Raw genomic sequence first — 20,439 nt, 5'->3', positions numbered from 1 at the left:
ATGGACTGGACTGGCAGAATGTGACACTCCGGTTAGTTCCGGACCCGATACACGTCGTAGACGCCGTCCACGCTCCGCACCGCTTTGAGGACGTGCCCCAGGTGGGCGGGGTCCGCCATCTCGAAAGTGAACCGGCTCAGCGCGACCCGGTCGCGGGTGGTCTGCACGGTCGCCGACAGGATGTTGACGTGCTGGTCGGAGAGCACCCGGGTGATGTCGGACAGCAGGCGGGTGCGGTCCAGCGCTTCGATCTGCAGCGCGACAAGGAACATCGAGTTCCCCGTGGGCTGCCATTCCACCTGGACGAGACGGTCGGGGTCGAGGTGTTTGACGTTGCCGCAGTCGTCGCGGTGGACTGAGACCCCGGCCCCGCGGGTAACGAATCCGATGATGGCGTCCCCGGGCACGGGGGTACAGCACTTGGACAGGCGCACCCACACGTCCGGATCGCCTTGGACGACCACTCCAGGGTTGCCTGTGGGCCGTTTCCGCGGCACCCGGATCGGGGTGGTGGCTTCCGCGATGTCCTCTTCGTTGTTGTCGAGCGAGCCCACGGATTCGATGAGCTTCTCGACGACTTTGTGGGCGCTGATCTGGTTTTCGCCGACGGCCGCATACAGCGCGTCCAGGTCGCGGTAGCGCAGGTCGTGGGCGAGTGCGATCAGCGACTCGCTGGTGAACAGCCGCTGAACCGGCAGCTCCTGCTTGCGCATGACCTTGGCGATCGCCTCTTTGCCCTGCTCGATCGCTGCTTCGCGGCGCTCCTTGGTGAACCACTGCCGGATCTTGTTGCGGGCTCGAGCGCTTTTCACGAAGTCCAGCCAGTCGCGGCTCGGGCCGGCGTCGTCGGTCTTGGCCGTGATGATCTCCACGGTCTCCCCGTTGTGCAGCTCGCTGTCGAGGGGAACCAGACGGCCGTTGACGCGGGCCCCCACCGTGCGGTGGCCGACCTCGGTGTGCACCGCGTAGGCGAAGTCGACGGGGGTGGCGCCCTGCGGCAGGGCGATGACGTCCCCGCGGGGGGTGAAGACGAAGACTTCCTGCACCGACAGGTCGAAGCGGAGCGACTCCAGGAACTCGCCGGGGTCCTTCGTCTCCTGCTGCCAGTCGATGAGCTGCCGCAGCCAGGCCATGTCGGTGGAAGCGCCCTTGGCTTTGCCGCCGTTGTTGCGCTCCTCCTTGTACTTCCAGTGCGCGGCGATGCCGTATTCTGCGCGCCGGTGCATGGCGCGGGTGCGGATCTGCAGTTCCACCGGGCTGCCTTCCGGGCCGATCACGGTGGTGTGCAAGGACTGGTACATGTTGAACTTCGGCATCGCGATGTAGTCTTTGAACCGCCCCGGCACCGGATTCCAGCGGGCGTGAATGATGCCGAGCGCCGCGTAGCAGTCGCGGACGCTGTCCACAATGACGCGGATACCGACCAGGTCGTAGATCTCGTCGAACCCGACATTGCGGGCGATCATCTTCTGGTAGATCGAGTAGTAGTGCTTGGGCCGGCCGCGCACGGTGGCTTTGATTTTGGCTTCCCGCAGGTCGGCGGAGACGATCTCAATGACCTCCTGCAGGTAGACGTCGCGCCGGGGGGCGCGTTCCGCGACCAGGCGGGCGATCTCGTCGAAGCGTTTGGGGTACAGGGTGGCGAACGCGAGGTCCTCCAGCTCCCACTTGATGGTGTTCATGCCCAGGCGGTGGGCCAGAGGCGCGTAGATTTCCAGGGTCTCCCGTGCTTTCTTCTCCCGCTTGGCCTGCGGCAGGTAGCGCAGGGTGCGCATGTTGTGCAGGCGGTCGCAGAGTTTGATGACCAGGACGCGGATGTCGCGGGCCATCGCTACGACCATCTTGCGGACGGTCTCGGCTTGGGTGGCCTCGCCGTACTTCACCTTGTCGAGCTTGGTGACCCCGTCGACAAGTTCGGCGATCTCATCCCCGAAGTCGCTGCGCAACTGGTCGAGGGTGTACTCGGTGTCCTCGACCGTGTCGTGCAGCAGCCCCGCGGCGATGGTGGCCTCCTGCATGCCGAGTTCCGCGAGGATGGTGGCCACGGCGAGGGGGTGGGTGATGTAGGGGTCGCCGCTCTTGCGTTTCTGGCTGCGGTGGTAGTGGGCAGCGACGTCGTAGGCGCGCTCAATCAGCCGGATGTCCGCTTTGGGGTGGGTGGCGCGGACGGTTTTGACGAGTGGTTCGAGGACCGGGTTCATAGTCGTCCCCCGTTGGGCGCCGAGTCGGGCGAGCCTACGTCGAACCCACACTGTGGACGACGTTCCGGGATGGGTGGGGGGTGCTGGGCGGGCGGCGCTGCGGCTGTCAGCTTCGGGGGCGGGCGGTGGGGACTGGTCGCGGGGCGGGGCACTCGGACGGGTGTCGTGGTCGCGCTCCTGGCCTGGTGGAAACGCCCCCGCAGGCACCTCAGCGGCGGGGGCGGGAGGCTCGGGGCGTACCGGTTTGGTGTGGGTCGATACCGTTTCGCTACGCATTGGGCACCCTCCCGCGGCTGAGTCGGCGAGGCCGCCACCACGCCGGATGATTGGTCTAGGCCGAGACGATGGGACGTGGCTGTCACCGTTCCAGGCACCGTTTCTGAAGTGGCGGGTGTGGTGAGCACCCGTGTGGTTAATGCAACGCGATGCCGCGGTACCGTCATTCCCTGTCCCGGGCCTCTCGGCGGTGGGCGGCGCCCGCCTTACTCCTGCCACGGAGGACCCGTGGTGCCCAGGCCGGATCAGACAGTAGCCAGTGCCCGCAGTTCGACGTCGGCCAGTTTCTCGCGTCCCTTGAGGAACCCGAGTTCCAGAAGAACTGAGAGTCCAACGACGGTACCACCCGCTCGCCGGATAAGGTCCACCGCGGCCCGTCCTGTGCCCCCGGTCGCGAGCACATCGTCGACGATCAGCACTCGGCTCCCCGGGGGTACCGCGTCGGCGTGCATCTCGACGGTGGCAGTACCGTACTCCAGATCATAGGACTCGGCGAGAGTCTCCGCGGGCAGTTTCCCGGCTTTGCGCAGCGGGACGAACCCCGCCCCTAGGCGCACCGCGACAGGGGCAGCGAAGATGAAACCGCGTGCTTCCAAGCCGGCGACCAGGTCGATCTCGCTGCCGAGCAGGGGTTCAGCGAGCGCGTCGATGGCGGTGCGCAGCGCGGTGGGGTGGGACAGCAGCGGGGTGATGTCCTTGAAGACCACCCCGGGCTGCGGATAGTCGGGGATGTCACGGACGTAGCGGTCGATCAGCGTGCTGACGTCGGTGCTCATGGGTGGGACGGCTTTCTCGGTTGGGTGGGGATCGGGGTACCGGTCTTCACGTGCACGCCCGGTACCGGGGACTGCAGGGTGCGGAGGCGCCGCGACGCCCCCGTCGTTCCGTCGCGTGGCCGGGACGGTTGCTGGGCGGGGTGGTCGGAGAACTACGAGGAGACGATCCTCGCCACGGCCGCTTTCACCATGCGGACGCGGGTTCCCGGCGAGATCTCCAGTTCAACGTCGTCGTCGTGGACTTCGACGATGGTGCCGTAGATCCCTGCCCCGGTCAGCACTTCCATTCCCGGCTGCAGCGACTTCTGCATCTCCAGCTCCTGCTGGCGGCGCTTCTGCTGCGGCCGAATGAACAGCAGGTAGAAGACCACGATGATGAGGGCGAACATCAGCAGTTGGCTGATGAGTCCCGCACCCTGGTTCTGCGGCTGCTGTTCTGCGAGAGTGATCAGACCCTGCACGGGGTGTCCTTTCTGGGTCTTGGCGACTGCGCCCGCCGACGGGCGCGACTGCGGTGAGGCACGCCTGCCTCAACGAACGGCGGGCCCCACGGGTTCCCTACCGTGGCCACATGCGGCCATTCGTGGTGACAGCCTACGGCTCTTCGTCGGGATCGAAGAGCGCGGCTGCCCCGAAAGCAGCATCCGGCGGCGGGGTAAGCCCCATGTGGGCCCACGCCTGGGGGGTGGCGACCCGGCCACGGGGGGTGCGGGCGATGAACCCGGCGCGCACTAGGAAAGGCTCCGCGACGATCTCCACGGTCTCAGGCTCCTCCCCCACCGACACGGCGAGGGTGGACAGTCCTACTGGGCCGCCGCGGAAACGGCGCAACAAGGCGTCCAGGACGGCACGGTCGAGGCGGTCCAGTCCCTCGTCGTCCACCTCGTAGAGGCTGAGCGCGGCGCGGGCGCACTCCAAGGTGAGCCGCCCGTCCCCGCGGACTTGGGCGTAGTCGCGGACGCGGCGCAGCAGACGGTTGGCGATTCGGGGGGTGCCGCGGGAGCGGCGGGCGATCTCCGCGGCGGCGTCGTCGAGCAGTTCGATGCCGAGCAGTCGAGCCGAGCGGTGCAGGATGAGTTCGAGCTCTTCAGGGCTGTAGAAGTCCATGTGCGCCACAAAGCCGAACCGGTCACGCAGCGGGGCGGGCAGCATTCCGGCACGGGTCGTGGCACCGACGAGCGTGAACGGGGCGATCTCCAAGGGGATCGCGGTGGCGCCGGGGCCTTTGCCGACCATGACGTCCACCCGGAAATCCTCCATGGCGACGTAGAGCATCTCCTCGGCGGGGCGGGCCATGCGGTGGATCTCGTCGAGGAAGAGCACTTCGCCTTCGCGGAGAGTGGACAGGACCGCGGCAAGATCCCCGGACCGTTCGATGGCGGGCCCGGAGGTGATCCGCAGGGGAGCGCCGAGCTCAGCGGCGATGATCATGGCCAGTGTGGTCTTGCCGAGGCCCGGGCCGCCGGACATGAGGATGTGGTCCGGGGCGGTGCCGCGCTGCTGGGCGCTGCGCAACACCAGGGAGAGCTGTTCACGGACACGGTCTTGGCCGACGAATTCGTCGAGGGTGCGCGGGCGCAGCGCGCTTTCGACAGCGTGGTCGTCCAAGGCTGCCTCGGGCGACACTAGTTCCCGGTCGTGTTCGCTCATCAGCGGTCTCCTCTAGGCCCGGCTGAGTCTACGCAAGGCGCTGCGCAGCAAGGCAGCGACGTCGGGCTGTTCCCCGGCTTCTGCGGCAACAGCGTCGGCGGCGGCTTCGGCCTCCCGCGTGGACCAGCCCAGGTTGACCAGGCCGGACACTACTTGGGCACGCCAGTTGCGGGGCGCGGCCGCGGCGGACTGCTCGGGTGTGGCGGCTGTATCGCCGCCGGGTTCGCCGAGCTTGCCTTTCAGTTCCAACACGATGCGCTGGGCGCCTTTCTTGCCGATCCCCGGCACTCGGGTGAGGGCCGCGGTGTCTTCGGTGGCAATGGCGCGGCGCAGCGCATCCGGGGTGTGGACGGAGAGCATGGCCAAAGCGAGCCGCGGTCCGACCCCGCTGGCGGTTTGGAGGCGTTCAAAGGTGTCGCGTTCGTCGTCGTCCGCGAACCCGAACAGGGTCAGGGAGTCTTCCCTGACCACCAGCGCGGTGGCCACGGTGGCTTCCTCTCCCACCCGCAGGCGGGCCAGCGCGGCCGGGGTGCAATGCACGGTCATGCCGACCCCGCCCACGTCGATGACCGCGGTCTCGGCTCCGCGGGACACCACCCGGCCGCTGAGGAACGCGATCACAGCACTGTTCTCCCTAGTGTGTGGTGGCTCACAGTCCGTGCCGTTGCCGGGCGAGCTCGATGGTGCGGGCGAACTTCTGGCGGGCGCGTGCAATCCGCTCCTGGGCACTGCCGCGCCACAGGTAGCAGATGGCCAGGGCCACCGCGTCCGCGGCGTCGGCGGGCCGGGGCGGGCTGTCGAGCCGCAGGATACGCGCCACCATGGTGCCGACCTGGGCTTTGTCTGCGCGTCCGCTGCCGGTGATGGCGGCTTTGACCTCGCTGGGGGTGTGCAGGGAGACAGGCAGGCCCCGGCGGGCGGCGCAGACCACGGCGATTGCGCTGGCCTGGGCGGTTCCCATGACCGTGCGGACGTTGTGCTGGGCGAAGACCCGTTCCACGGCCACGGCGTCGGGCTGGTAGTCATCGAGCCACTGCTCGATCCCTTTTTCGATCCCCAGGAGGCGGGCAGGGAGTTCCTCGTCGGCCAGAGTGCGAACTGCCCCCGCAGCGACCATGGTGAGGGGGGCGCCGACAGCCCCGTCGACCACGCCTATGCCGCAGCGGGTCAGCCCCGGATCGATTCCCAGTACGCGCACCGCTCCCCCGTTTCTCGAACGTTCGTTCGCAGAGCCTACCCTCCGCGGCGTCCTGGGGGGTACCCGGAAACACGCGCGCCCCGGACAGGCCGGGGCGTGCGTGAGCGGCAGTCGACCAACCGGGCTAGCTGATCTTCGCCATGATCTCGTCGGGGATGTCCGCGTTGGTGTAGACGTTCTGCACGTCGTCGGAGTCCTCGAGAGCGTCGACGAGGCGCATCACCTTCCGGGCGCCTTCCTCGTCGAGAGGGACTTCCACGCTGGGAATGAAGCTCAGCTCAGCGGACTCGTATTCGATCCCCGCTTCCTGCAGGGCGGTACGCACCGCCACCAGGTCGCTGGGCTCGCAGATGACCTCGAACGCTTCGCCCACGTCGTTGACGTCCTCAGCGCCCGCGTCGAGGACAGCGAGGGTGACGTCGTCCTCGGTCGTGCCTTCCTTGGGGACGACGACCAGGCCCTTGCGGTTGAACAGGTAGGACACCGAGCCCGCGTCAGCCATGGAGCCGCCGTTGCGGGTGACCGCGACGCGCACTTCGGAGGCGGCGCGGTTGCGGTTGTCGGTGAGGCACTCGACGAGCAGGGCGACGCCGCCGGGAGCGTAGCCCTCGTACATGATGGTCTCCCAGTCGGCACCGCCTGCCTCTTCACCGGCGCCGCGCTTGCGGGCACGTTCGATGTTGTCCAGCGGAACCGAGTTCTTCTTCGCCTTCTGGATAGCGTCGTAGAGGGTCGGGTTGCCGTCGGGGTCGCCGCCACCAGTACGTGCCGCCACCTCGATGTTCTTGATGAGCTTCGCGAAAAGCTTGCCTCGTCTGGCGTCGATGACGGCCTTCTTGTGCTTGGTGGTGGCCCATTTGGAGTGGCCGGCCATGCCTATCCTTTCACCATGTCGACGAAGAGCCGGTGGACACGCGTGTCACCGGTGAGTTCGGGGTGGAACGAGGTCGCCAGCAGCCTCCCCTGCCGCACCGCGACGATCCTACCTGCCGTGTCTCCTCGGGAAATGCGTCCGAGGACTTGGACGCCCGGGCCGGTGGATTCGACCCACGGTGCGCGGATGAAGACCGCCTCCACCGGGCCGCCGTCCACTCCGGTCATCTCCACGGTTCCTTCGAAAGAGGCGACCTGGCGACCAAAGGCGTTGCGGCGCACCGTCATGTCGATGCCGCCGATGGTCTGCTGGCCGGGGGCTCCGTCGGCGAGACGGTCCGCCAGCATGATCATGCCTGCGCAGGTGCCGTAAGCGGGCAGTCCTGCGGCGATGCGCTCACGCAGCGGGGTGAGCAGGCCGAAGACGGCGGCTAGCCGTCCCATGGTGGTGGACTCCCCGCCGGGGAGGATCAGCCCGTCGATTGAGTCGAGTTCGTCGGGGCGGCGGATGCGGCGTGCCCGGGCACCTGCCTGTTCCAGGGCGTGGATGTGTTCGCGGACATCGCCCTGGAGTGCAAGCACTCCGATCGTGGGTGGAACGGACGACAAGGGGCGACCTCGCTGACTGCTGATGTGCTCGGCCCGTCGGGGTCTGCTCCGTGCTGCGGGCCGTGCGCCGAGATCTTGTCTCGTACTTCCAGGGTAGGTGGTGTGACGGTGCGCGGGGGACTGCGCAAGCGTCCTCGGCTGCGGGTCGTGCCTGCGGGCTGCGGCGCGGCCCTGTTCAGGGCGCCGTGCCCGGCCCGGCACTGTTCCCGGGTGCGGTGGTCAAGAGCAGTTCAGCGAAGGGGTGGTGGGAGCGTGTCGAGGAGCGGGGCAGGGACGTGGGATGTGCCGGGGCGTCGATGCTCTCGGTGCCACACCGTCCGTCCTCCTCACGGATCCGTCCGCCAGCGGCGGTCGAGTTCGGGGCAGGGGCGGTCCGCCGGTGCTCCGCGCGCTCGGCCTGCCCGAGGAGACCCCGTAACCGCGGGCACAGAGCGGCGGTGCTCCCCTGCTGAGTCTGGGGCGCAGCGGCTGGCCGGTCGCGGGGTGGCCCACCTGGGGGTGCGCCTCGCCGTTGGCCGCGGGGCTCGTGCTGCGGAAGGGTCGTGCCGGGCGGGCGCCCGTCGACCACCGTGGGCGCCCGCGTGCGGCTACGAAAGACTACCAGCCGCGGCCCGCGTAGCGCTGGGAAGCGTCCAGTTCGTCGAGGTTGATCCCGACCATGGCTTCCCCGAGGCCGCGGGAGACCCGAGCGATGGTGTGCGGGTCGTCGTAGGCGGTGGTGGCTTCCACGATGGCCTTGGCTCGCTTGGCCGGGTCCCCGGACTTGAAGATGCCCGAGCCGACGAAGACGCTCTCCGCGCCGAGCTGGCGCATGAGGGCGGCGTCTGCGGGGGTAGCGACGCCTCCGGCGGAGAACAGGGGCACGGGCAGCTTGCCTTCCCGGGCGACCTCCCGGACGAGTTCGTAGGGGGCCCGCAGTTCCTTGGCGGCAGCGAAGAGCTCGGCGTCGTCCAGTTGGGTGAGCCGCCGGATCTCGGAGGTGATCTGCCGCATGTGGCGGACGGCTTCGACCACGTTGCCGGTACCGGCCTCTCCCTTGGAGCGGATCAGGGCCGCGCCTTCGGCGATGCGGCGCAGGGCCTCACCCAGGTTGGTGGCACCGCACACGAACGGCACGGTGAAGTCCCACTTGTTGATGTGGTTGGTCTCATCAGCGGGGGTGAGGACCTCGGACTCGTCGATGAAGTCCACTTCCAGGGCCTGGAGGACTTGGGCTTCGACGAAGTGGCCGATGCGGACCTTCGCCATGACCGGGATGGACACGGCGTTGATGATGCCCTCGATCATCTCCGGGTCGGACATGCGGGCCACACCGCCGTCCTTGCGGATGTCGGCGGGGACACGCTCCAGCGCCATGACGGCGACTGCGCCGGCGTCTTCAGCGATCTTGGCCTGCTCCGGCGTGACCACATCCATGATCACACCGCCCTTGAGCTGTTCGGCCATGCCGCGTTTGACGCGGACGGTACCGACCGTGCTTTCGGTTGTGTTCTCGGCGGTGTTGGTCACGGCTGTGGACTCCAGGTTCTCGATGGACACGACTTCACGCTTGAATGCGAAGTGGATCTTATTGGGTGGGGTGTGCGATGTTGACGGCGCCCTCCCGCACACGCCCCATCTATGGTAGATCCGGTTTTGTCCGCTTTTACGGACATTGCGGAGTCTGCGGGTGCGGGTTTGCGCCATTGTGGCGACCGTCGATCACAACGCCGAATCCCCGCCAGTCATTCCCCGGAGGCAGTGGAGTCTGGCCAGCGCTGGTCGAGCGGTTCGGGGGGCTCGTCGTCCATTTCGAAGTAGGTGGGCAAGCGCGCATGTCCGGCCAAGTGGAGGGCGCCGACCAGCCGCGAGGAGCGGGCGGTGTGGATAGCGGTGACCGTGTCGTTGTAGAAACGGCGCGCGATGTGCACGTGCCGGGCGGCCGCGTACGTCTCGGCGAGCAGGTCGCCGTGGTCGGGGACCGCGTCGCACTCGGCGAGAACCGCGCGCAGTACCCGGGACAGGTTGCTTTCCGCGACCTCGCGCTCGGCACGGTCCTCAGCCCGGCGCGCTCGAGCCGCGGCGTCGGAGAGGAGGACGCTGGCCGCCGGCCCCAGCACACCGGAAGCGGCCAGCTCCCCCACCACTGCACCGCGGCGCGCCAAGGCGGCGTCGAGCGCGGCCTGGGCGGTCTCCAGCCGACTGTGCAAACGGTCCAAGCGGCTCGCCCGCCACGACAGGTAGAAGGACACGGACAGCAGCACCAGCAGGGTGCACACAGCGATGAGGACTTCGGTCACCGCTCCGTCCTCGCCCCGACAAGCCCTCCGACTCCGGCAGGCACCACGGCCTCGTAGACGCGTACCACGTCGGCGGCGACCGCAGGCCAGTCGTAGGCGCGGACCGCCCGCCGGGCCGCGCGGGACAGTTCCGCCCGGCGTCCCGGATCGTCCAGCAGCTTCTCGGCCTGCTGCGCGAGAGCGTGCGCATCCCCGACCGGGAAGAGCGTCCCGGCAGTACCGTCGCGCAGCACCTGCCGGAACGCAGGGATATCGCTGGCCAGTACGGTCGCGCCCGCGGCCATGGCTTCGGTCAGGATGATCCCGAAGCTCTCCCCGCCCAGGTTGGGGGCGCAGAAGAGGTCGACCGAATGGTAGAGGCGGACCTTGTCGGCGTCGCTGACCCGACCCAGGATTGTCACGCGGTCGCGGAGGTCGGCGTCGATCCGGGCGCGCACCTGAGCGGCGTCCCCGGGGCCGGCGATGAGCAGGCGCAGGCCGGGGCGGCGGCGCCCCAGTTCGTTGAAGGCGTCGACCAGCACCCCCAGGCCTTTGCGCGGTTCGTCCATGCGGCCCAGGAAACCGAGCGCGCCGCCCGGTCCCGGCCAGCCGGGCAGCGGGTCGGCGTGGGCGTAGCGCCGCACCCATACCCCGTTGGGGATGAGCACGGCGTCCCCGCCGAGGTGTTCGACCATGGTCTTGCGTGCGGCTTCGGAGACGGCGATGCTGCCGTTGACTTTCTCCAGCGCGGTCTGCAGCATGCCGGCGGAGGCGGCCATCGCCCGGGAGCGCGGATTGCAGGTGTGGAAGGTCGCCACGATCGGACCGTCCGCCACCCAGCAGGCCAGCAGGGACAGGCTGGGCGCGGCGGGTTCGTGCACGTGCAGGACGTCGAAGCCGCCGTCGCGGATCCACCGGCGTACCCGGTTGGCGGCCCGCAGCCCGAAGGCGAGACGGGCCACCGAGCCGTTGTAGGGCACCGGCACGGCGCGCCCCGCGGGCACGATGTGCCCGGGGAGGTCGGTCGCAGAGTCGCAGGGGGTCAGGACAGACACCTCGTGGCCGAGTTCCATGAGCGCCTCGGCGAGGTCGCTGACGTGCTGTTGGACCCCTCCGGGAACATCCCAGGTGTAAGGGCAGACCAGGCCGACCCTCATCGGCCCACCTCCCCGCGTGGGCGAGCGAGGTCGGCGGTGAAGACAGGCTGCATCATGTGCCAGTCCTCGGGGTGTGCGGCGATCTCCTGTTCGAAGACATAGGCCAGCTCCTGGGTCATCGCGCGGATACGGGTGGTGCGGTCCCCGGCGGAGGGCGGTCGGATCTCCTCGTGTACCCGGATTCCCCAATGCGGGCCGTCGAACCATAGCGAAACCGGCAGCAGCGCCGCCCCGGTGGCCAGGGCGAGGGCGGCGGGCCCGGCGGGCATCCGGGCAGGCTCCCCGAAAAAGTCCACGTCGATACCTTGCCCAGTGAGGTCGCGATCGGCGAGCAGACACACCAGTCCGCCCGCGCGAAGCCGCCGTGCCAGGGTGCCGACCGTGGTGCCCCCGCCCCGGGTCAACGGCAGGACCTCCATGCCCAGGCGTTCCCGGACCGCAGTGAAACGCTGGAACAGGCTTTCGGGACGCAGCCGTTCCGCAACCGTGGTCAGCGGGATGCCGCGCAGGGTGATCCACGCGCCCGCCTGGTCCCAGTTGCCCATGTGCGGAAGAGCGGCGACGACGCCACGGCCCGCACGGAGGTGCGCTTCGAGAATGTCCACGCCGGTGGAGCGGGTGCGGGCCACCAGTTCACGACGGTCCATGGCAGGCAGCCGGAACAGCTCGTACCAGTAGCGGAAGTAGGAGCGCATACTGGCCCGGGAGAGGGCACGCAGTTCCGCCTGGGTGGCGTCAGGGCCGACGAGGCGGCGCAGGTTCGCTTCCAGTTGGTCGACCCCGCCGAGGCGGTGCCGCCACGCATAGTCCGCGATCGTGGTGAACGCCCACCGCCCGGTCTGTTCCGGCAGATGCTTCACGAGCGTCCAGCCCAGCGTGTAGGCCGCGGTGACTGCCCGGTCCGGAACCCTGGCACGCATGGTCACGAGGTTTCTGTCTCGGCTTTGTCGAGGATCTGCTCGTCCGGCTCGGTAAGGCGGATCCGGGTCTCCACCAAGCGTTGCACGATGGTGATGGCGCTGAGGAAAGCGAGCAGCCACAGCCCGGTAGCCAGCGCGTAAGGGACGCCGAGCCCGTGCAGTCCGGTGGCGACCAGGATGATGATGAGGCGTTCGGTGCGTTCCGCGATGCCCACATCGCAGTTGGCCCCCAGGCCTTCAGCGCGCGCTTTGATGTAGGACACGCCGAAGCCGCTGATCATGCAGAACAGGGCGAGCCAGGCGAGGACCTCGTCGCGTCCGCCGCCGATGAGCCACACCAGCAGTCCCGCGAAAATGGCGGCATCGGAGAGCCGGTCCAGTGTGGAGTCGAGGAACGCTCCCCAGGCACTGGTCTCTCCGGAGGCGCGGGCGACCGCGCCGTCAAGCATGTCGAAGAGCGCGAAGAACGCGACGACGAGGGTGCCGATGTACAGCTCGCCCAGAGGATAGAACACCAGCGAGCTGATGACGACGCCGCCGGTTCCCACGAGGGTGACCGTATTCGGGGTGACGCCGATACGAACGAGGCCGCGGCCGATGGGTGCGAGCAGTCGGGCGGTAGCGGGGCGCAGGATTCTCAGCATGGTCTCTTCATCGTCGTGGAATTCGGCTCCGGTCATCGGAACTGCATTACCTGAGCACGGGAACTCGCTTTCTGGGCGTCTTGCCCTGCGGGGCTTTCGGGAGTCGGCCGCGGTTGCGCGCGACCCAGCGGTAGAGTGCCGCAGCCGCATCGCGGAAGAGCGGGCGGCGCAGCAGTGAGCCGAGCGGCCACCAGTACACGTGCGGGCTGTTGAGGAGAAGGGCCGCGGCAGCGTCTGCCCCGCCCCAGACCCGGCGCCGGTCGGGGTGGAGGAGCAGCATCTCCGTCCGGGCGCGGGCGCGCAGCGGCTCATCGAGGTTGAGCTCCTGCCAGGCTGCGCTTTGGATTCCGCTGCCACGGATGATGCGGCGTTCCACGACCCGCACCCAGGAGACGCAGAAACCGCACGCTCCGTCGTAGACGAATACCGGGGCGGTCATGATTTCGGCCAGTGGGCGACGAGCTGTTCGCGGGTCTGGCCGAGGAGTTGGGGGAGCACCTTGGTCTGCCCCACGATCGGCATGAAATTGGTGTCGCCTCCCCACCGGGGGACGACGTGCTGGTGCAGGTGGGCGGCGATTCCTGCGCCCGCGGCTTCGCCGAGGTTCATGCCGACGTTGAAGCCTTGGGCTCCGTAGGCGGAGCGCAGCGCGGTGATGCCGGCCTGGGTGAGGGCAGCGATCTCCGCGGTCTCGTCCTCGTTGAGCTCGGTGTAGTCGGCGACATGCCGGTACGGGCAGACCATGAGATGCCCGCTGTTGTACGGGTAGAGGTTGAGCAGCGCGAAAGCGGTCTTGCCCCGGGCGAGCACGAGTCCTTCCGGATCCGAGAGCTGCGGGGCACGGCAGAACGGGCAGCCGTCGTCCGGTCCGCTCCCGTGGGGTTTGTTCTCTCCTTTGATGTAGGCCATGCGATGCGGGGTCCACAACCGTTGGAGGCCGTCGGGACCGCGCACCTGCCGGCCCTCGCCGTCATCCCGGGTTTCCCGCTGCATACTCACCGACCCGCCTTTCTCGTCCTTGCAACGCAAGCATAGAACCGGGCTGCCGCAGAAGTGGTCGGGGCGGCCCGGTTCGTTTCAGGTCGGAGGTTAGGCGATCCCGCCGTCTTCGGCGTAGCGGCTGTGCAGTTTGACCGGGGAGGGGGTGCTCTTCTGCTTCTGCTGCCGGCGCCGGGCGGCCAGCAGGTTCAGGACTTCCACGAAGACCGAGAAGCCCATGGCGGCGTAGATGAAGCCCTTCTCGATGTGGAAGTGGAAGCCTTCAGCGACCAGGCTCATACCGATGAGCAGCAGGAACGCCAGAGCAAGCATTTTGACGGTGGGATGCTTGTTGACGAACTCCGCCAGCGGGTTGGCGAGGAAGAGCATGACGACGACGGCGACGATGACGGCGGCCACCATCACCCAGATTCCCCACCCGGCGGGGTTGATCATGCCCACCGCGGTGATGACGGAGTCGAGTGAGAAGACGATGTCGAGGACGACGATCTGCGCGACGACCGCGCCGAACACGGCCGCGCCCTTCTTCACGGGCTTGTGTCCGGAATCCCCTTCCAGGCTTTCGTGGATCTCGTAGGTGCCCTTGCCGAGCAGGAAGAACCCTCCGGCGATGAGGATGAGCGACTGGCCGGAGAACTCCAGGGAGCCGATCGAGAAGAGCGGAGTGGTGAGCTGGACGATCCAACTGATGGAGGCCAGCAGCATGAGCCGGGTGATCAGGGCAAGGGCGATACCCGTCTTCCGGGCCCGGCCTCGCTGGTGTTCGGGGAGCTTGTTCGACAGGATCGAGATGAACACCAGGTTGTCGATCCCGAGTACAACCTCCAGCAGCGTCAGCGTCAAAAATCCGACAATGAGATCAGCGCTCATGGATTCGCTACGGCTCCGAGGCTAGGGCGGTTACGGGGCGGTCGGAAACGGAAGGACTCTAGGGAAGCCGGAATAAGCTTCGCATAAATCTATCGCTGTTTCGTTATCCGGCTCCGAGCAGGACACGGAGCTGGCGAGGGGCTGGAGCGCCGTGCGCGAGCACAGCGTCGTGCCGGTCGCGCCGCCTCTCGTGCGGACGGTCCGCGGCCAGCTCGCGAACGATGTCGCTGAGCTCCCGGTAGCCGACGTACGGGGCGGTGAGGCGGGTGCTGGTGAGCTGGGCGCACCGCCACGTGCGAGCCGCTTCTCCCTCCTCGTAGTGGCCGCGCTGCGTGAGCAAAGCCATAGCGGCGGGCTCGTCGAGATCCCCGGTGTGGAACCGGACGTCCACGATCGCGTTGAGGATGGTGCGTAGCCGCACAGTCAACTGGGCGAGGCGTGCCGCTTGGTCGGTCTCTCCCCCGTCGCCGTGCCATCCCGCGCAGGCGAGCTGTTCGGTGATGTATCCGGCCCATCCTTCGATGAACGGACTGCTGCGCAGTACGGAACGCACCCGGGTGGGGCCCTGGTAGCGGGCCGCGTGCGCGGCCTGCACTCCGCGTCCGGGGACAGCTTCGTAGGCCATCAGGATGCGCAGCGCGTCCCGGTGGTGGGCAAGGCGCCCCCACGGTCCGTCTGCAGCAGGCGGGGCCACCGCGATTCGGCCGGCTCCGTCCAGGGGTCGCGCAGCTGGTCCCCGCGGGTCCGGTGCGGTGAGGCGCACCTCGCTGGCGGGGACGGTGACGAGGTCGAGCTCTGCGGTGCGCGCCACGAGGTGGTCGAGCGCCTGCGCGCACAGGGAGCGGACCTCGTCGGGCGGGCACGCGGACTCGGCGGCGAGCTGGTCGAGGACCTCGCGGACCTGGCCTATGCGGCGCGGCTGCCCGGTGTAGGCGGCGGCGACTTCGGCGAGCTCCTCTTCGGTAGCGATCAGGTCGCTTTCAGCGCGGGTGAGCAGGGTGTGCGGGTCCAGCTCGGAGTCGAGCGTGTACCACAGTTGCGCGGCGTAGGCGGGCTCACCCAACCGGGGGTCGGCGGCGGCGTCCTCCACGCGGGACTCCAGCCAGGCCGCGTAGTCGAGGAACGCCTGGTGCGCGTCGGCGCGGTGGCCAGAGAGTTCTGCGCGGCCATCGGGGACTGCGGCGAGCAGCAGTTCGACGTCGCCCTCCAGCATCGCGGCGGCCCTGCGGGCCCGGCGGCTCGCAGCGGTGACGTGGGGGCGGGGCATGCCGGGGCCGTCATCCAAGAGGAGGCGCGCCTGGTGGAGCGCATCCGGCAGGGCCGCACAGTAGGCGGTCAGCGCAGCGAGACGCTCTTCGGCGCGGAGCGGGCCGTGGTGCAGGATCGCGGTGAGGGCCTTGTCCGGGAGGGTGTGCAGCGGATCCCAGGTGTGCGGGCGCAGTTCCGTAGTCCGCCACAGGTCAGCGCTGAGGTGGGTGCGCAGCATCTCCAGGTCGACCCGGTCCGCGACGGGCAGCAGCGTGTCGTCGATGTCGTCGAGCGCACGCAGCCCGTCAGCGAGGACTTCGGCGTGCTGCTCCCACGCTTCAGGCGACTGGTCCGCCAACTGTCCGGCGTAGCGGACGTCCCCGTGCTGCAGCCCCCATTCGGGACGGTCGGCGCACAGTTGGTCCAGGATCCGCTCGACGGTCGCGCGGAACCGGTCGGTCATAGCGTTGACCCCGGGATCGGGGTGCGAGGATTCGGCTGGCGAAGACATCCCTTCCATACTGCCAACACCGGGCCCCTAGTGCCGCGGTTGCCGCCCGTCTGCTTCCGGCGCTGCCGTCCCCGGCCGGGTGCAGCGGAGCGTGCGCCGCAAAGCAACGGGGCCAGAGGCGAATCCCTCTAGCCCCGCAGGCAGCGTGGTTCCGGGTCACACTTGGCGGCGTTCCCGGATCACGGTGAGGATCTCCTCGATCGCCTTGTCGATCGGGACGCCGTTGTTCTGCGAACCGTCGCGGTAGCGGAAGGACACCGCGCCCTTGCTGACGTCGTTGTCGCCCGCCAGCAGCATGAAGGGGATTTTCTGCTTCTGGGCGTTGCGGATCTTCTTCTGCATGCGGTCGTCGCTGGCGTCCACTTCGACGCGCACCCCGTGCTCCCGCAGCCGACGCGCCACGTCCTCCAAGTAGGGCACGTGCTCGCTCGCGATTGGAATGCCCACGACCTGGACCGGGGCCAGCCAGGCGGGGAAGGCGCCCGCGTAGTGCTCCAGCAGCACCGCGAAGAAGCGTTCGATGGAACCGAACAGGGCGCGGTGGATCATCACCGGCCGCTGCCGGCTGCCGTCGGCAGCCTGGTATTCGAGCTCGAAGCGCTTGGGCTGCTGGAAGTCCACTTGGATGGTGGACATCTGCCAGGTCCGGCCGATGGCGTCCTTGGCCTGCACCGAGATCTTCGGACCGTAGTAGGCCGCGCCGCCGGGGTCCATGACCAGTTCCAGGTTCTGCTTCTGCGCGGCCTGCCGCAGGATCTCGGTGGCTTCCTCCCACTCTTGCGGCTCTCCGATGAACTTCGGCGAGTCGTCGCGGGTGGACAGCTCGAGGTAGAAGTCGCTCAGGCCGTAGTCGCGCAGCAGGTCTAGCACGAAGGTGAGCAGCCGGTCCAGCTCGTCCGGCATCTGCTCCTTGGTGCAGTAGATGTGCGCGTCGTCCTGGGTGAACCCGCGTGCCCGGGTCAGCCCGTGCACCACGCCGGACTTCTCGTACCGGTAGACCGTGCCGAACTCGAACAGCCGCAGCGGAAGCTCCCGGTAGGAACGGCCCCGTGACCGGTAGATCAGGTTGTGCATGGGGCAGTTCATGGCCTTGAGGTAGTAGTCGGCCCCCTCGAACTGGATGGGCGGGAACATGGCGTCCGCGTAGTTCGGCAGGTGCCCGGACGTCTCAAACAGCCCGGCCTTGGAGATGTGCGGCGTGTTGACGAACTGGTAGCCGGCCTCTTCGTGGCGGCGGCGCGAGTACTCCTCCATCACCTTGCGGACCACGCCGCCCTTGGGGTGGAACACGGCCAGGCCGGAGCCGAGCTCGTCGGGGAAGGAGAACAGGTCGAGTTCCACGCCGAGCTTGCGGTGGTCGCGCTTGGCGGCCTCCTCCAGCATGGTGAGGTAGGACTTGAGCGCGTCCTTCGTCTCCCAGGCGGTGCCGTAGATCCGCTGGAGCTGAGGGTTCTTCTCGCTGCCGCGCCAGTAGGCGGCGGCGGTGCGCATCAGCTTGAACGCGGGGATGGCCCGAGTGTCGGGCAGGTGCGGACCGCGGCACAGGTCCTTCCAGCACACCTCGCCGGTGCGGGGGTGCAGGTTGTCGTAGATGGTGAGCTGCCCCGCACCAACTTCGACACCGGCTCCTTCGGCGGCCTCGGCCGCGCCGCCCTTGAGCTCGATGAGCTCCAGCTTGTACGGCTCGTCAGCGAGTTCTGCTCGAGCGTCCTCGTCGGTGACGGCACGCCGGGAGAAGCGCTGGCCCTGCTTGATGATCTCCTGCATCCGCTTTTCGATGCGTTTGAGATCGTCCGGAGTGAACGGCTCAGCGACGTCGAAGTCGTAGTAGAAGCCGTTCTCGATCGGCGGGCCGATACCCAGCTTGGCTTCGGGGAACAGTTCTTGGACGGCTTGGGCGAGCACGTGGGCGCACGAGTGGCGCAGGATCGCGCGTCCCTCTTCAGAGTCGATGCGGATTTCCTCCACCACATCGCCGTCGGCGAGCTCGTGGGTGAGGTCTCGCGGCTCCCCGTTGACCAGCGCGGCGATCACGGTTCGCCCGTCCGCTTCTAGCGCCTGTCCCGCCGTAGTGCCTGCCGCCACCACACGCTCGGTTCCGGCGAGGGTGATACGCAGTTCAGGCACGGCGGACACGATGTCTCCTTGAAAGGTTCTCGTCGAAAACGGTTGTCGGCACAGTCGCCCGGGTGCAACGGGCCCGGGGACGGGGTTGTTCCGTCATTCCGATGCTAGCGGCCCCCGCTACCGGTGCGGCACTGTCGCATCCCGGTGTTCCGTTCTGCGGGCTTCCCGGCCCGGCGGGGGAGACAGGGACGCCTACCGTCGGTGATCTTCGTCGCTTAGCGGGCAGTGCCTCGACTGGCGGTGTGTTTCCCCGTAGACTCGCCGCCGCGGAAGTCGAGGCGCGCCCCCGTTCGAGCGCTCCCCCTTCCCGCGATTCCCGCCACGCTCTGCCCACGGTGGTCGCCGTACGGTTGGGGCGGCTCGGGAGCTGTTCTCTCTTCTTTCTCGTGATCTCCGGTGTGTGACGGCACCCAGTCTCACTGCTGCCTGGTGGGCGCCCTTCGGAATCGCTCAGGCCCGTACGGTGCGCTTGGGAGCCGCGTCTCGAGGAGACGTGGGGTTCCTCCCGGGATATCGGACTCGGCTGGCCGCAGCGGCGTTGGGCGTTGCGGACAGGAGTCGGCGCCCTCGGTTACGGCGGGGATGCCGTGCACATGGCCTCTCCCGCGCACCGGAGTACCGGCTTGTCCGGCGTGTGTGTTTTTTCTGACCGTTACCCCTGGGGGAGAGTTATGGTGGAGACCATGTCCGCGCACCCAGCGACCGGCTCGGACGGCGCTCCTTCCGCGGTTCCGGCACCCCGGAGCCGCAGCAGAGTTCGCCGCTGGCGGCGGGTCCGTGTCCACGCACGCCTGTGGCGTAGGCGCATGCGCTCTCATCCCGCGCTCCACTTGGCCTGGCGGGTCACGGTCGGCCTCGTCGGCTCAGTGGTCCTCTTAGGAGGCGTCGTGATGTGCGTCACTCCCGGGCCGGGGATCGGTGGGGTGATCGTAGGCCTGGCCATTCTCGCCACAGAGTTCTCGTGGGCGCGCCGTCTGCTGTGGCGGGCCCGCGACTACGCCTCCCAGGCGCGTTCCCGGGCTGCCGAGAAACTCCGGGAGCGCCGAGCACGTACTTCCCGCTAGCTCTGCGGGAGCGCAGCGGAGTGTGGCTGACCCCTCTAGACATGACAAAGCCCCAGGTGATCTACTGGTTAGACCAGTGAGTAACCTGGAGCTTGTGGGCGATACTGGACTCGAACCAGTGACCTCGTCGGTGTGAACGACGCGCTCTAACCATCTGAGCTAATCGCCCATGGCTGCGTCCTGTTCTCTCCCCAGGGGAGCCGGACAAGGAAAACTCTAGCGCATCTTTGGGAGTGGATGATCCACTCTGGTGCGCACCCCTCAACCGTGGACGTGATAGGTATCACATTGAGCTCACGTAAGGGAAGGTCAGCACGGACACAATGTGAAAATGTGAAAATTCCTCATCTCTGTCGGCGTTGTGGGACATACCCCGATCTGAGGACGCCACACACCGCCCTTAGGGTGATGCGGCCCACAAGTCCACCGGAAATTCTTTCTTTCCCCAGTTCATTAGAAGGTTGGCGAAGAGTGTGGGAAGTCCGGCGTGACGCCGCTTCACCTCGACCGAAAAGTTCCCCGGTAACGCGTCACTGATCGTCCGGACCGTCGGAACGGACGAGATGGCAGGTCCCGATGCGCGGGGAAACCCCAGCCATCTGAGTCATCCGAACACTGTTGACCGGACGAGAGAAGGTTTGGCTTATGAGCAGCAGCGGCACCTCTATCACCTGCGAAGTCGGTTTGCAGCTGATCGTTCCTGATCGTGCCCCCGTGCCCCTGGTGGCCCGTCTCGACTACTCCGTGGACGACCCTTACGCCATCCGGGCGGCCTTCCATGTGGGCGACGACGAACCCGTGGAGTGGATCTTCGCTCGTGAGCTGCTGACCGTGGGCATCATCCGCGAAACAGGCGAAGGCGACGTGCGCATCTGGCCCTCGCAGGACGGGAAGGAGCGCATGGTCAACATTGCCCTCTCCTCACCTTTCGGCCAGGCGCGGTTCCACGCGCAGGTGGCACCCCTCTCGGAGTTCCTGCACCGCACCTACGAGCTGGTTCCTGCCGGGCAGGAGAGCGACTACATCGACATCGACGCTGAAATCGCTGAGCACCTCAG

At 67.9% G+C, this 20,439-nt stretch carries 20 protein-coding genes and 1 tRNA gene; 2 read left to right on the top strand and 19 right to left on the bottom strand.

Annotated elements, in window-relative coordinates; translation table 11 throughout:
* Positions 1-32: 32 nt before the first annotated feature.
* The 18 genes from TF1_RS07900 to thrS form a co-directional block, all read right to left on the bottom strand.
* Positions 33-2,477, bottom strand: coding sequence for a RelA/SpoT family protein (locus tag TF1_RS07900; RefSeq protein ID WP_011292513.1), 2,445 nt, complete (start codon positions 2,475-2,477; stop codon positions 33-35).
* Positions 2,478-2,722: 245 nt separating this feature from the next.
* Positions 2,723-3,253: an adenine phosphoribosyltransferase gene (locus TF1_RS07895; protein WP_011292514.1), complete on the bottom strand. Its 531-nt coding sequence runs from the start codon at positions 3,251-3,253 to the stop codon at positions 2,723-2,725.
* 152 nt (positions 3,254-3,405) lie between these two features.
* Positions 3,406-3,714 carry a preprotein translocase subunit YajC gene (gene yajC, locus TF1_RS07890; protein WP_011292515.1) on the bottom strand — a complete coding sequence of 103 codons (309 nt, stop codon included), beginning with the start codon at positions 3,712-3,714 and terminating at the stop codon, positions 3,406-3,408.
* Positions 3,715-3,847: 133 nt separating this feature from the next.
* Positions 3,848-4,903, bottom strand: a complete 1,056-nt coding sequence (ruvB, locus tag TF1_RS07885; protein WP_011292516.1) for a Holliday junction branch migration DNA helicase RuvB — start codon at positions 4,901-4,903, stop codon at positions 3,848-3,850.
* Positions 4,904-4,915: 12 nt separating this feature from the next.
* Complete coding sequence (ruvA, locus tag TF1_RS07880; RefSeq protein WP_011292517.1) at positions 4,916-5,524, bottom strand: Holliday junction branch migration protein RuvA; 609 nt, start codon at positions 5,522-5,524, stop codon at positions 4,916-4,918.
* Positions 5,525-5,552: 28 nt separating this feature from the next.
* Positions 5,553-6,101, bottom strand: a complete 549-nt coding sequence (ruvC, locus tag TF1_RS07875; RefSeq protein ID WP_011292518.1) for a crossover junction endodeoxyribonuclease RuvC — start codon at positions 6,099-6,101, stop codon at positions 5,553-5,555.
* A 124-nt stretch (positions 6,102-6,225) separates the two neighbouring features.
* Positions 6,226-6,975 (bottom strand): YebC/PmpR family DNA-binding transcriptional regulator, encoded by a 750-nt coding sequence (locus TF1_RS07870; RefSeq protein WP_011292519.1) that lies wholly within the window; start codon positions 6,973-6,975, stop codon positions 6,226-6,228.
* A gap of 2 nt (positions 6,976-6,977) precedes the next feature.
* Positions 6,978-7,583, bottom strand: coding sequence for a pyridoxal 5'-phosphate synthase glutaminase subunit PdxT (gene pdxT / locus TF1_RS07865; RefSeq protein WP_011292520.1), 606 nt, complete (start codon positions 7,581-7,583; stop codon positions 6,978-6,980).
* Between the two features lie 597 nt (positions 7,584-8,180).
* Positions 8,181-9,092, bottom strand: coding sequence for a pyridoxal 5'-phosphate synthase lyase subunit PdxS (pdxS, locus tag TF1_RS07860; protein ID WP_038043943.1), 912 nt, complete (start codon positions 9,090-9,092; stop codon positions 8,181-8,183).
* A gap of 215 nt (positions 9,093-9,307) precedes the next feature.
* Positions 9,308-9,862, bottom strand: a complete 555-nt coding sequence (locus tag TF1_RS07855; protein ID WP_011292523.1) for a hypothetical protein — start codon at positions 9,860-9,862, stop codon at positions 9,308-9,310.
* The gene (locus TF1_RS07850; protein ID WP_011292524.1) at positions 9,859-10,998 is read right to left on the bottom strand and encodes a glycosyltransferase family 4 protein; all 1,140 of its coding nucleotides are present in this window, start codon (positions 10,996-10,998) and stop codon (positions 9,859-9,861) included. The genes TF1_RS07855 and TF1_RS07850 overlap by 4 nt, the downstream gene beginning before the upstream one ends.
* Positions 10,995-11,918 (bottom strand): phosphatidylinositol mannoside acyltransferase, encoded by a 924-nt coding sequence (locus TF1_RS07845; RefSeq protein WP_011292525.1) that lies wholly within the window; start codon positions 11,916-11,918, stop codon positions 10,995-10,997. The genes TF1_RS07850 and TF1_RS07845 overlap by 4 nt, the downstream gene beginning before the upstream one ends.
* Positions 11,919-11,920: 2 nt before the next feature.
* Positions 11,921-12,562 (bottom strand): phosphatidylinositol phosphate synthase, encoded by a 642-nt coding sequence (gene pgsA, locus TF1_RS07840; RefSeq protein ID WP_038043947.1) that lies wholly within the window; start codon positions 12,560-12,562, stop codon positions 11,921-11,923.
* A gap of 46 nt (positions 12,563-12,608) precedes the next feature.
* Positions 12,609-13,001, bottom strand: coding sequence for a thiol-disulfide oxidoreductase DCC family protein (locus TF1_RS07835; protein ID WP_016188970.1), 393 nt, complete (start codon positions 12,999-13,001; stop codon positions 12,609-12,611).
* A complete protein-coding gene (locus tag TF1_RS07830; RefSeq protein ID WP_011292528.1) occupies positions 12,998-13,555 on the bottom strand; it encodes an HIT family protein in 558 nt (185 codons plus the stop codon). Before TF1_RS07830 ends, TF1_RS07835 begins: the two co-directional genes overlap by 4 nt.
* 96 nt (positions 13,556-13,651) lie before the next feature.
* A complete protein-coding gene (locus TF1_RS07825; protein ID WP_011292529.1) occupies positions 13,652-14,431 on the bottom strand; it encodes a TerC family protein in 780 nt (259 codons plus the stop codon).
* A 103-nt stretch (positions 14,432-14,534) separates the two neighbouring features.
* Complete coding sequence (locus tag TF1_RS07820; RefSeq protein WP_011292530.1) at positions 14,535-16,199, bottom strand: DUF885 family protein; 1,665 nt, start codon at positions 16,197-16,199, stop codon at positions 14,535-14,537.
* A gap of 147 nt (positions 16,200-16,346) precedes the next feature.
* Entirely contained in the window at positions 16,347-18,326 is a 1,980-nt protein-coding gene (gene thrS / locus TF1_RS07815; RefSeq protein WP_016188972.1) for a threonine--tRNA ligase, read from the bottom strand.
* A 797-nt stretch (positions 18,327-19,123) separates the two neighbouring features.
* Between thrS and TF1_RS07810 the strand changes: the two genes are divergently transcribed.
* On the top strand, positions 19,124-19,381 hold the full coding sequence (locus TF1_RS07810; RefSeq protein WP_038043938.1) for a PGPGW domain-containing protein: 258 nt from the start codon (positions 19,124-19,126) through the stop codon (positions 19,379-19,381).
* A gap of 95 nt (positions 19,382-19,476) precedes the next feature.
* On the opposite strand, the gene TF1_RS07805 is transcribed toward TF1_RS07810, so the two are convergent.
* A tRNA-Val gene (locus TF1_RS07805) sits at positions 19,477-19,550 on the bottom strand.
* A 476-nt stretch (positions 19,551-20,026) separates the two neighbouring features.
* Between TF1_RS07805 and TF1_RS07800 the strand changes: the two genes are divergently transcribed.
* Positions 20,027-20,439 (top strand): SsgA family sporulation/cell division regulator (locus tag TF1_RS07800; protein ID WP_061783788.1); only part of this gene is annotated, 413 nt, incomplete at its 3' end.

Origin of the sequence: Thermobifida fusca NBRC 14071 = JCM 3263, assembly GCF_001592045.1 — a bacterium.
Lineage (GTDB): Bacteria > Actinomycetota > Actinomycetes > Streptosporangiales > Streptosporangiaceae > Thermobifida > Thermobifida fusca.
This window is presented reverse-complemented; position numbering and strand designations above follow the sequence as displayed.